We start from the raw sequence: 11,557 nt of genomic DNA, 5'->3' as shown, positions 1-11,557 counted from the left end.
ATTTCCTCCACGCCGTCCGCCACCGCACCGCTGCGGCGGACCAACGCCGTCACGCGCTGGACATCCGCTGCGGCCAGGCAGGCGCGCAGCACGCCTTGCCCGACCAGTCCGCTGGCACCGGTCATCAGAACATCAAGGCGGGAGGTGGCGGGCATCAGGAGATCCTTGGCAAGGCCGAACGCTAGAGTTTCACGAAACGCTGCATGCTGCGCGCCAACCAGCCGCTGAAACGCAGCGGCGCATCCAGCGCCGACACGCAGATGCACGGCGCACCCGGTGCTGTCACCGGCTGATGCTCGACGTCTTCATCCAGGTCGGCCATGTCCCCTGGGCCGAAGATGCCCAATGCGTCGTTGTAGGCGCCGCGCAGGATCTGGGTGAGCTCGCTCTGGCCGTGGCTGTGCATCGGCAGACACTTGCCCGGGGCGATGCGCAGCATGATCAACGACGGCATGTCGGCGGCGCGGATGCAGTGCACGCCGGGCGCGATCCAGCGCCAGCGCACGTCGCGCAGCGAGGGACCGAAGTACGGATGCAGGGAGACCGGGAGCGCATCGGGATGGGCCTGCACGGAACCACGTGGCGGTGCCGACGCGGTCGGCGGCCGCAGATCGCGCACCGGATCGTCCGGCACATCCTCGCTGTCCAGCTGCGCCAGCATCGCCTCGCGCAATGCCGCCTGGCGCGCGCTGGGCGATGCCGGTTGGGTCTGGTCCAGCAAGGCCGCGCCGATGGCCTCGGCGTCACGCAACACGTGCCGGCAATGCGCGCAGCTTTCCAGGTGCGTGCTGGCCACGATGCTGAGCGCGGTCGGCAAGGCGCCGGCGGCGTAGCTCATCAACGTCGATTCATGCAGGTGGTGGCGGGGATTCATGGCGCACTCCCGACGCTGGACTGCAGCTGCAGGAATGCCCGACGCAGGTGGGATTTGACCGTGCCCAGCGGCATCCCCAGCGCCTGGGCGATTTCGCTGTGGCTTTTGGCTTCGAAATGAGACATCCGCACCAGCCGTGCCTGGATGGCCGGCAGCTCGTTGATCCGCTGGCGCAGGCGCGCGTGGTCGGCGAACTGCTCGGCGGAGGTGCGCTCGGGCGGATCATCCAGGGCCGCATTTTCGACCGCCTCCTGGGCCTGCAGCCAGCCCCGCTCGCTGCGGAAGCGGTCGATGTGCAGGTTGCGCGCGATGCGGTACAGCCAGGTGCTGAGCGCGCTGCGCGAGGCGTCGAAGTCGGCCGCGTTCAGCCAGAGCCGCAGCAGGCTTTCCTGCGCCAGTTCCTCGGCGGTGCCGTCCGGGGCGCCACGGCCACGCAGGTAGATGCACAGGCGGGGCATGAAATGGTCGTAGATACGGATGAAGCACTCGCGGTCACGCAGCCGCGCCACGCCCTCCATGTCCTGGGTCCAGTCGGGAAGCACGCCGGTGGGCTGGGCGGAAACGGACACGATACGGGCGGCGTCGAAGGAAAAGGGCGGCGGGTCGGGTTGACGATACATCTGCGGTGGATGACGCCGTGTGTAGGGAGGCATGGGGTGTACGGGCCAGCGGGCCGATTGGATGCAACGCCGCGCCCATTTCCGCCCTGCACGCCGCCGGTACGGGCGCTTGGGGATCATGTAGCTCCCCCATTCAACCCGTCCCCGCCATGGCCAAGCCGTCCGGCTCCCGTCTTGTCATCTATGCCGCGCTTGCCGGCAATCTGTGCATCGCCATCGCCAAGTTCGTCGCCGCCGGGCTGTCGGGCAGCTCGGCGATGCTCAGCGAGGGCGTGCACTCGCTGGTGGATACCATCAACGAGCTGCTGCTGTTGTACGGCCTGCGCCGCTCCGAGCAGAAGCCCGATACCGTGCATCCGTTCGGCTACGGGCGCGAGCTGTACTTCTGGAGCTTCATCGTGGCCCTGCTGGTGTTCGCCGCCGGCGCGGGCGTCTCGGCGTACGAGGGCATCCAGCACATCCGCAACCCCGAGCCGGCCACCAACCACCTGATCAGCTACACGGTGCTGGGTGTCTCCATCGTGTTCGAAGGCACCTCCTGGTGGATCGCCCTGCGCGAGTTCCGCGCCACCAAGGGCACGCTGGGCTACTTCGAAGCCTTCCGGCGCAGCAAGGACCCGACCACGTTCACCGTGCTGCTGGAAGACAGCGCTGCCCTGCTCGGCCTGGGGTTTGCCCTGATCGGCCTGGTGGCCGCGCAGCTGCTGGACATGCCCATCCTCGATGGCGTGGCCTCGCTGTGCATCGCCGGGGTGCTGGCGGTGACTGCCTTCCTTCTGGCGCGCGAAACCAAGGGCCTGCTGGTCGGCGAACCGGCCCATCCCAGCGTGGCCAAGCGCATCCTGGCGGTAGCCAATACCGACCCGGACCTGCGCAACGCCAACGGCGTCACCACCATGCAGATGGGTCCGGACCAGGTGGTGGCGATGCTCAGTGCCGAATTCGAGGACGACCGGACCACCCCGCAGATCGAGGCGTGCATCACCCGGATCGAAAAGGCGGTAAAGCAGGAATACCCGGAGCTGGTGGCGCTGTTCATCAAGCCGCAGACGCCGGAGGTGTTCCGGGCGCGGCGGGCGGAACTGGGCGAACCCAAGCCGAGCCCCTGACCCGTTGCGGCCCGCGGCCCCCTGCAGCGCAGGTGGGCCAGCCCGCGCGGGGCCGCTCAGGCCGGCGCGAACATCTGGCGCACGCTGCGCAGCAGTTCGATCACGCTGAACGGTTTGGGCAGCAGCGACATGCCCGTGCCGAGGAACTCGTTGCGCACCGCCGCGCCCTCGGTATACCCGGTGACGAACAGCACCGGCAGATGCGGCCGCAACACGCGCGCGGCATCGGCCAGCTCGCGCCCGTTCATGCCCGGCAGGCCCACGTCGGAGAGCAGCAGGTCCACCTCGCGGGTCGAATGCAGCTCCAGCAACGCCTGCTGCGCATTGATCGCCTCGACCACCTGGTAACCGGCCTCGACCAGCATTTCGCGCACCATCATCCGCACCGAATCGGTATCGTCCACCAGCAGGATGCGTTCGGCACTGCCACGCGGGACCTGGCTGGGAACAGGTTTCTGTTCGTCGATGCCGACCAGCTCGCCTTCCGGCAGCAGCAGTTCTATCTCGGTACCTTCGCCGCGCTCGCTGGCGATGCGCGCACTGCCGCCGGACTGGCGGGCGAACCCGTAGGTCATCGACAAGCCCAGCCCGGTGCCCTCGCCCTGCGGCTTGGTGGTGAAGAAGGGCTCGAACACCTTGGTCAGCAGTTCCATCGGAATGCCGATGCCGTTGTCCAGGACTTTGACGCTGATGTAATGACCCGGCGCGAGCTCATGATCGCGCTCGATCTCGGTACGGTCGGCGCGGATGCGGATCAGCCCCTGCCCGCCCAGCGCATCGCGCGCGTTGATCACCAGGTTGAGGATCACGTTCTCGAACTGGTTCGGATCGGCCACGGCCACCATCGGCTGCGGCCCCAGTTCCAGGTCCAGCTCGATGTTCTCGCCGATCGAGCGCAGCAGCATGTCTTCCAGCGAACGGATCCGCGCGACCACGTCGAAGGTCTGCGGGTCCAGCGGCTGCTTGCGGGCAAAGGCCAGCATCCGCTGGGTCAGCGCCGCCGCGCGGTGGGCCGAGCCGGTGGCGATCTCGACATACCGCGAGGCCTTGTCCCATTTGCCGCTGGAGACGGCCATCTCGATCATGTCCAGGCCGGAGATGATCGTGGTCAGCAGGTTGTTGAAGTCGTGCGCGATGCCGCCGGTAAGCTGGCCGAGCGAGTCCATCTTCTGCGCCTGCAGCAGCTCGACCTCGGTGCGCTGGCGCTCGGCGATCTGGAAGGCCAGCTCCGACGTCGCGGTTTCCAGCTCCTGGCGCTGCTCGGACTCGCGCGCGTGGTGTTCGGTGGTGTCTTCGATCAGCACCAGGCCCTGGCCCGGTGCATGGTAAGGCGTCACGCGCCATTCGGTGATGCGGGTGTCGGCGCCTGCGCGCAGGGTAAACGTGCCCTGCCAGCGCTCGCCTTCGGCCAGCGCGACTTTCAGGGCAGCCAGGGGCGCGGCCTGTTCGTCCAGAAGCGATTCCAGCGCGCCCGGCTGGGTGGCATCCATGCCGAGCAGGCGCACGAAGGCATCGTTGGCATCATGGGAGCGCAGGGACGCATCCAGCACGGCGATCGGTGCATTGATCTGGCGGAAAATCTCGCCGAACCGCGCCTCGGCCTCGCGCAGCGCTTCTTCGGAACGTCGGGCGCGCAGCAACGTGCGCAGCGTGGCCAGCAGCACGTCCGGGTCCACCGGATGGATCAAGTAGGCATCGGCACCGGCGTTCAGGCCGGTGATCAGGTCACCGGTAGCGATGGACGCGGCCGAAACGTGCACCACCGGCAGCAGCCGCATGCGCGCGTCCTCGCGCAGTTGCCGCACCACGTCAAAGCCACTCATGTCAGGAAGGTTCACATCCAGCACAAGCGCGCCGAAGTCCTGCGCAGCCAGCCTGGCCAGTCCCTCGCCACCGGTACCGGCTTCTTCGACGCGGAACCCATGGTGCTCCAGCACGCGGCGCACCGCGTAGCGGGTGGCGACGTTGTCGTCCACGACGAGGATGCGGTCAGAGTGCGGCATCGGCAGCCTCCGTGGCGAGCGTGAGCGGCAGGATCACATAGAAGTCCGAGCCCTCGCCGACCACACTGTCCACGCCCACATGCCCTCCCAGCAACTCGGCGAAGCGCTTGCACAGCGACAGCCCCAGCCCGGTACCGCGCAGACGCTTCTGCAACGGCGTGTCGACCTGGACGAAGTCCTCGAACAGGGTGGACTGCAGCTCGGCAGGAATGCCGATGCCGGTATCGCGCACGCTGAAGCGGACCGAGTGCTCGCCTTCCAGGCGTGCCGAAACCACCACCTGGCCATTCGGGGTGAACTTCATGGCGTTGGAAATGTAGTTGCGCAGGATCTGCGCCAGCTTTTTGTCATCGGTGTACAGCATCGGCAGCGCGGGCGGATCGTCGAACACCAGGTCGACCTGGTTGCCCTCCACCAGCGGGCGGAACATGCCGCGCAGCGCCGAGAACAGGTCCATCAGATCGAACCACGCCGGGGAAATCGTGATGCGCCCGGCCTCGATCTTGGCCAGGTCCAGCAGGTCATCCACCATCTCGCGCAGCTCACTGGTGGAGGCGCTGATGAAGCGCACCTGGCGGCGCTGCTCGTCGGTGAGCGGGCCGTCCATGCCGTCTTCCAGCAGCCGGGTCATGCTCAGGATCGAACCCAGCGGCGTGCGGAACTCATGGCTCATGTACGACAGGAAGCGGCTCTTCAGCTCGGAGACCTCGCGCAGCTGCTCGGCCTGCTGGTCCAGTTCGGCATACAGCGCCAGCACCCCCTGGTTGGTCTCCTCCAGCTCGGCACGCAGCGCGTCGGCCTCCAGGCGCAACGTCTGCAGCTCGTGCGGGTCAGGGGCGGTAGTCAATGCAGGTCTCCAGGACGCAGGGCCACGATGCCGACGTCGTCGCGGCCACGGTCGAAATCGCGCTGCAATACCGCCACGATCACGCTGGGGTGGCGGTGGAACAGGCCGGGGTAGTCACGCAGGCTCCAACGGGCCTGCAGTCCATCGCTGTGCATGACCAGAAGCGTGCCTGCGGGTGCGTGAAAATGAAAGGGTTGGGCTTTACGGAACTGCACCCCGACGATGCCGGGATGGGAGGCCATGCCACGCGAGGTGGTCGGCTCGCACAGCGTGGCGGAAATGTTGCCGATGCCCGCGAACTGGATGCTGCCGGCCTGCGTGTCGATACTGGCCACCGCCGCCGCGCCACCGCGGGTGCCGGACATGCCGGCATGCAACGCGCCGATCAGGCCGGGCGCATCGAAGCTGGTGGCCTGCGCAGCGGCAGCCACGCCGGCCTGCGCGGCGTCCGCCGCCTGCAGCCCGTGGCCGAGGCCATCGATCATCGTGACCGCCACCGACGGCCCTTGCGCGCGTAGGTGCCAGCCATCGCCACAGGCCACTTCATGACGCATGGCAATGCGCAGCGCACCGTACGGAAGATCAATGGCGGCCGTCGCGCGGCCGGGATAGATCCGCGCCACGATCACCGCGCCCCTGGCATCGGACCAGACATCAAGCAGCGTCGCCTGGCGTGCGATCGCGCCCAGACCGATGCCCTGGGTGCCGCCCGTGGAATAGCCATCGGGCAGGCAGTGGGCCAGTGAAAATCCCGGGCCCGCATCGATCGCGCACAGCTCGACACCGAGGCCGCTGCGCCCGCAGACCAGCGACAGGTGCATGCGCCCGCCCCGCCCGTGCTTGATCACATTGGTGGCCAGTTCGGTGGCCACCAGGGCAACACGGCCCGCATCGGTTTCGTTGAAACCGGCCTGCTCGGCGAGCGCCAGCGCTTCGCGCCGGGCCTGTCCTACCTGCGAGGTTTCTTCGACCGCCACCACCCGCGTCACCTGGCCGGCGAAGTTCAGGTCCATTTGGTGATCGTGATGCGCGTGCCCTCGCCGGGCGCACTCTCCAGCTCGAACTCGTCCACCAGCCGGCGCGAACCGGACAGCCCCAGGCCCATGCCGGACCCGGACGACCAGCCATCGGTCAGCGCCTGCGCCAGGTCGGGAATGCCCGGGCCCTGGTCAGCGAAGACCAAGCGCACGCCCTTGCGCAGCCCACTCTCCAGGATTTCCCAGTCCATCGTGCCACCGCCGCCATAGATCACGGCATTGCGCGCCAGTTCGCTGGCGGCGGTGACCAACTTGGTCTGGTCGATCAGGCGCAGCTTGCAGGCCACGGCCACCTGCCGCGCAGCCTGGCGCGCCAGCACCACGTCCTGCTCAACGCGGATCGGCAGCGTCCCACTGGGCGCGGTCATGGCGCGTCGTCATCGGTGCGCTGCAGCAGTTTCATCCCGCGCTCGACGTTGAGCGCGGTCCGCACCCCGCTGAGGGTCAGGCCCAGCTCGACCAGGGTGATCGCAACGGCCGGCTGCATGCCGACCACGACCGTGGTGGCGTCCATGATCCGCGCGATCGCGGAGATGGTGGAAATCATGCGCCCGATGAAGGAGTCGACGATATCCAGCGCGGAAATATCGATCAGCACGCCGCGCGCCGAGGTGCGGCGGATCTTCTCGCTGAGGTCGTCCTGCAGGGTCAGCGCGAGCTGATCGTGCATGTCCACCTGGATGGTCACCAGCAGCAGGTCGCCCATCTGCAGAATCGGAATACGTTCCATCTCAGCGCTCTGCCCGCACCACCGTCTGCCCGGTGCGCTTGAGCGCCAGGGCGAGTGCATCGGCCAGATTGGCCTTGGTCACGATGCCCTGCAGGTCCAGCCCCAGGTGCACGATGGTCTGGGCAATCTGCGGGCGCACGCCGCTGATGATCGCATCGGCGCCCATCAGGCGGATCGCGGTGACGGTCTTGAGCAGGTGCTGGGCCACCAGCGTGTCCACGGTGGGCACGCCGGTGATGTCGATGATGGCGATTTCCGAGCCGGTATCGACGATCCGCTGCAACAGCGATTCCATCACCACCTGGGTCCGCTGCGAATCCAGCGTGCCGATCATCGGCAGCGCGAGCACGCCTTCCCACAGCTTCACCACCGGGGTGGACAGCTCCAGCATCTCTTCCTGCTGGCGCTGGATCACGTCTTCGCGGGTCTTCTGGAACGCCTGCACGCTGTGCAGGCCGAGCAGATCCAGCAGCTCGGAGATCGCCCAGAGCTGGTCGCCCAGCTGCGCTGCATCGGCGGCATAGCCCTGCTGGACCAGTTCGAACAACGGGCGCTTGAGCGAGAACAGGAAGCTGGCCGTCTCCGTCGAATTGAAGCCCTTCAGCACCCGATCGCGCGAGAGATCTTCCAGGAAGCGGCGGGTGTCCTGCCACTCTCGGGCGCCCACGGTGCCGGCGTTGGCAGTGGAGATGGCCTCCAGGAACAAGCGCCAGAACTCGCGTGCCTGCGTCTCCAGCTCGCGCTGGGACAGCCGGTTGTCCTGCGCCTGACTTCCGGAGGTCAGGTTTTCCATCCATTTGGACAGCAGCTGTTCCTGCTGACTACGGATAAGGTCGATCGTGCGCTGCTGCAAAGCCGCCATGGGGCATTCCTGGAAAGGGGATCAAAAAGTGACGCACTTCACATGAATGCGCGCCAGCACGCGAGCTTAAATCAATTCAGGTTCATGAGGCGATACGTTGCCGCGCGTTCCGTGAAAGATCCGTGCAGATCCCTGACTCGTTCAGAAAATACCGCGTCGTTCAGTCCAGCAAGCCCATCAACGAATGGTGTACGGCCACGCCGGCCAAGGCGCCCTCGCCCACCGCCAGCGCGATATTGCCGGCCATGCGCGCTGCGTCGCCGCAGGCGAACACGCCCGGCACGGTGGTCTGCTTGGCCGAGTCGGCGGTGATGCAGCCAGCGTCCTTGAGCTCGCAGCCGAGCTGCTCGGCCAGGTCGCTGGACAGCGTGGAGCGCGGCGAGACAAACAACGCGTCCATCGGCAGGCGGCGTCCGTCCTCGAGGACGATGGTGGCGGTCTCATCCACGCATCGCACCGGCGTGGATTCGATCACCACCCCGCAATCGTCCAGACGGCGGCGTTGTTCTGCATCGATACGCGTGTCTGCCTCGCTGCAGAACAGGGTCACCTGGCCCCAGTCGCACAGCAGCAGCGCCTGCCCTGCGCCGCCATCGTCGGAACAGCCGATCACCCCGATCCGGCCTTCGTACAGCTCATAGCCGTGGCAGTACGGGCAGTGCAGCACGCTGCGTCCCCAGCGCTCGGCGACCCCGTCGATATCGGGCAGCGCATCGGTCACCCCATAGGCAAGGATCAAACGGTCGGCACTGAATGTCTGACCGCCCTCGCAGGTGATCTTGAACGGCGTATCCGGCTCGGCCGACGCAGCCACCGCCGTTGCGGTCAGCCAGGTCAAGGTCGGATAGGCCATCAGTTCCTGCCGTGCCTGCATCGCGATCTCCGCAGGCGCGATCCCCTCCCGGCCCAGGAATCCATGCGCCACCAGCGCGTTGCGGTTGCGTGGCGTGCCACCATCGATCACCAGCACGTTGCGACGCGCCCGCACCAGTTGCAGCGCGGCGGACATGCCGGCGTAGCTGCCGCCCACCACCACCACGTCGTACTTGCCGGTCTGCGCGGGGGTCATGGCAATCATGGGGTCCTCTCGGGAGCACGCACCCGGCGACTGGTCAGCAGGCCCATGCTCCGCTCGGGCAGCGTGAGCCCGCCCTGCGGGTCCAGCGCCGGGACGGGGCCGTCGGTGCTGGTCAGCAGGACCCGCCAATGCCGCCCGGGCAGCACCGGCACATCGAAGCGCACCTCGCTATGGCCGGCGTTGAAAAGCAACAGCAGGGTTTCATGCTCGGGGCCGGGTTCACCGCCCTGCAGCGCGTTGCCGCCCATCTTGAGCATCAGCACGCGCGCCTCGGGATCGTTCCAGTCCGCTTCGTGCATGACCCCGCCATCGGCGCGCAGCCATTCGATCGCGGTATCGGCCATGTCGTCACGCGCGTCCAGGAAGCGCCCGCGACGCAGCTGCGGATAGCGGCGACGCAGCTTAAGCGCCTTGCGCACGAACGCTGCCTGGCGCACGCCGGGCTCCGAGCCGGCCTGCGCCCAATCCATCCAGGTCAGCGCGTTGTCCTGGCAATAGGCGTTGTTGTTGCCCTGCTGGGTGCGCCCGAACTCGTCGCCGGCCAGCAGCATCGGCGTGCCCTGCGAGAACAGCAGGCTCGCCAGCAGGTTGCGCATCTGCCGCGCACGCAGTGCCAGCACGTCGGGATCCTCGGTCGGGCCTTCGGTACCGTGGTTCCAGGAGATGTTGTGGTCGCTGCCGTCGCGTCCGTCTTCGCCGTTGGCCTCGTTGTGCTTGTCGTTGTAGCTGACCAGATCGCTGAGGGTGAAGCCATCGTGGGCGGTAACGAAATTGATCGACGCCGCCGGGCGTCGACCCTTGTGATTGAACAGGTCGGCCGAGCCCATGATGCGCGTGGCGAACTCGGCCAGTTGGCCGCCATCGCCGCGCCACAGTGCCCGCACGTTGTCACGGAACTTGTCGTTCCATTCGGCCCAGCCCGGCGCGAACTGCCCCAGCTGGTAGCCGCCCGGGCCGATATCCCACGGCTCGGCGATCAGCTTCACCTGGCTCAGCACCGGGTCCTGGCGCACCGCGTCGAGAAAGCTGCCCGACGGGTCGAAGCCGGAGCGCTCGCGGCCGAGAATGGTGGCCAGGTCGAAGCGGAAGCCGTCCACGTGCATGTCCTGCACCCAGTAGCGCAGCGAGTCCATCACCATGCGCAGCGCGCCGGCGTTGGTCAGGTCGAAGGTGTTGCCGGTGCCGGTGTCGTTGATGTAGTAGCGCGGATTGTCGGCCAGCCGGTAGTAGCTGGCGTTGTCGATGCCCTTGAAGGACAGGGTCGGGCCCAGTTCGTTGCCTTCGGCGGTGTGGTTGTAGACCACGTCCAGGATCACTTCCAGCCCGGCGGCGTGAACGCAGGCCACCATCTGCTTGAACTCGGCGATCGCATGGGTTGACAGCAACCGCGGGTCCGGCGCGAAGAAGGCCAGGGTGTTGTAGCCCCAATAGTTGCGCAGGCCGCGCTCCAGCAGGTGCTGGTCGTCCACATGGGCGTGGATGGGCAGCAGTTCCAGCGCGGTGGCGCCGAGCTGTTTCAGGTGGTCCAGCAAACCGTCCTGCTTGAGCGCGGAGAACGTGCCCCGCGCCGATTCGGCCACGTCCGGGTGCAGCATGGTCAGGCCGCGCACGTGCGCTTCGTAGATGACCGTGTCTTCCCACGCCACGCCCGGCGGGCGATCCCGCCCCCAGGTGAAGGCGTCATCGACCACCGCACACTTGGGCATGAACGGAGCGCTGTCGCGTTTGTCGAAGCTCAAGTCCTTGTCGCGGTGCCCGACGGTGTAGCCAAACAGCGCCGGCGCCCACTTGAGCTGGCCCACGATCTGCCGGGCGTACGGATCCAGCAGCAGCTTGTTGGCGTTGAAACGATGGCCCGCTTCGGGTGCGTACGGGCCGTCCACGCGGTAACCATAACGCTGGCCCGGGCGGGCATCGGGCAGGTAGCCGTGCCAGATCTCGTCGGTGTACTCGGGCAGGACGATCCGCTCCACCTCGCGTCCGCGCTCGTTGAACAGGCACAGCTCCACCTTGGTGGCGTGCCGGCTGTAGAGCGAGAAATTGACCCCCAGCCCATCCCAGGTGGCCCCCAGCGGGAAGGGGCGGCCCGCGCGCAGGCGGGAGGTTTGCACCGTCGGCCGACCGTTCATTGGCCACGCTCCTTGCCCGTGGCGGCCTGCAGTTCGGCCTCCAGCAGGCGCTCGGCCATCACCCAATGGCGCAGGTGCTGGTCGTTCGGGCGGCCCTCGGCCTCCCAGATCTGGCGCGCCAGTTCTTCAATGCGTTCGCGTCGTTCTTGCTCTTCCATGGGTCCCGGCTTCATTGGTGGATCAACACGGTCACGGGGCTGTCCGCAGACAGCACCCGCAGGGGAATGCCAACGGCTTGAATATCTACAGACAGGCCGGTGAGTACGTT

General features: G+C 67.2%; 12 protein-coding genes. 1 reads left to right on the top strand and 11 read right to left on the bottom strand.

Features of this window, described 5'->3' with window-relative positions:
• Positions 1 to 181: 181 nt before the first annotated feature.
• Together AC1DQP_RS10185 and AC1DQP_RS10180 are read right to left on the bottom strand one after the other, a co-directional pair.
• Positions 182 to 874: a ChrR family anti-sigma-E factor gene (locus AC1DQP_RS10185; protein WP_478051526.1), complete on the bottom strand. Its 693-nt coding sequence runs from the start codon at positions 872 to 874 to the stop codon at positions 182 to 184.
• Positions 871 to 1,494, bottom strand: coding sequence for a sigma-70 family RNA polymerase sigma factor (locus tag AC1DQP_RS10180; protein ID WP_256774408.1), 624 nt, complete (start codon positions 1,492 to 1,494; stop codon positions 871 to 873). The genes AC1DQP_RS10185 and AC1DQP_RS10180 overlap by 4 nt, the downstream gene beginning before the upstream one ends.
• A 149-nt stretch (positions 1,495 to 1,643) precedes the next feature.
• Between AC1DQP_RS10180 and AC1DQP_RS10175 the strand changes: the two genes are divergently transcribed.
• Positions 1,644 to 2,603 carry a cation diffusion facilitator family transporter gene (locus AC1DQP_RS10175; RefSeq protein ID WP_256774409.1) on the top strand — a complete coding sequence of 320 codons (960 nt, stop codon included), beginning with the start codon at positions 1,644 to 1,646 and terminating at the stop codon, positions 2,601 to 2,603.
• 56 nt (positions 2,604 to 2,659) lie between these two features.
• Here the strand turns inward: AC1DQP_RS10175 and AC1DQP_RS10170 are convergent, their stop codons facing one another.
• From AC1DQP_RS10170 to AC1DQP_RS10130, 9 genes are all read right to left on the bottom strand, one after another.
• Positions 2,660 to 4,606, bottom strand: a complete 1,947-nt coding sequence (locus tag AC1DQP_RS10170; RefSeq protein ID WP_256774410.1) for a hybrid sensor histidine kinase/response regulator — start codon at positions 4,604 to 4,606, stop codon at positions 2,660 to 2,662.
• Positions 4,593 to 5,453: a sensor histidine kinase gene (locus AC1DQP_RS10165; RefSeq protein ID WP_457318202.1), complete on the bottom strand. Its 861-nt coding sequence runs from the start codon at positions 5,451 to 5,453 to the stop codon at positions 4,593 to 4,595. The genes AC1DQP_RS10170 and AC1DQP_RS10165 overlap by 14 nt, the downstream gene beginning before the upstream one ends.
• Complete coding sequence (locus AC1DQP_RS10160) at positions 5,450 to 6,466, bottom strand: ATP-binding protein (RefSeq protein ID WP_457318201.1); 1,017 nt, start codon at positions 6,464 to 6,466, stop codon at positions 5,450 to 5,452. Before AC1DQP_RS10160 ends, AC1DQP_RS10165 begins: the two co-directional genes overlap by 4 nt.
• Positions 6,457 to 6,858, bottom strand: coding sequence for an anti-sigma regulatory factor (locus AC1DQP_RS10155; protein ID WP_457318200.1), 402 nt, complete (start codon positions 6,856 to 6,858; stop codon positions 6,457 to 6,459). The genes AC1DQP_RS10160 and AC1DQP_RS10155 overlap by 10 nt, the downstream gene beginning before the upstream one ends.
• Positions 6,855 to 7,220: an STAS domain-containing protein gene (locus AC1DQP_RS10150; RefSeq protein ID WP_256774414.1), complete on the bottom strand. Its 366-nt coding sequence runs from the start codon at positions 7,218 to 7,220 to the stop codon at positions 6,855 to 6,857. The genes AC1DQP_RS10155 and AC1DQP_RS10150 overlap by 4 nt, the downstream gene beginning before the upstream one ends.
• 1 nt (position 7,221) lies before the next feature.
• The gene (locus AC1DQP_RS10145) at positions 7,222 to 8,082 is read right to left on the bottom strand and encodes an STAS domain-containing protein (RefSeq protein WP_256774415.1); all 861 of its coding nucleotides are present in this window, start codon (positions 8,080 to 8,082) and stop codon (positions 7,222 to 7,224) included.
• Positions 8,083 to 8,242: 160 nt separating this feature from the next.
• The gene (locus tag AC1DQP_RS10140; protein WP_457318198.1) at positions 8,243 to 9,160 is read right to left on the bottom strand and encodes an NAD(P)/FAD-dependent oxidoreductase; all 918 of its coding nucleotides are present in this window, start codon (positions 9,158 to 9,160) and stop codon (positions 8,243 to 8,245) included.
• A complete protein-coding gene (gene glgX, locus AC1DQP_RS10135; protein ID WP_457318197.1) occupies positions 9,157 to 11,289 on the bottom strand; it encodes a glycogen debranching protein GlgX in 2,133 nt (710 codons plus the stop codon). The genes AC1DQP_RS10140 and glgX overlap by 4 nt, the downstream gene beginning before the upstream one ends.
• Positions 11,286 to 11,447, bottom strand: a complete 162-nt coding sequence (locus tag AC1DQP_RS10130) for a DUF2934 domain-containing protein (protein WP_457318196.1) — start codon at positions 11,445 to 11,447, stop codon at positions 11,286 to 11,288. Before AC1DQP_RS10130 ends, glgX begins: the two co-directional genes overlap by 4 nt.
• Positions 11,448 to 11,557 lie beyond the last annotated feature (110 nt).

This window comes from Stenotrophomonas sp. P5_A8 (genome assembly GCF_056400545.1).
This window is presented reverse-complemented; position numbering and strand designations above follow the sequence as displayed.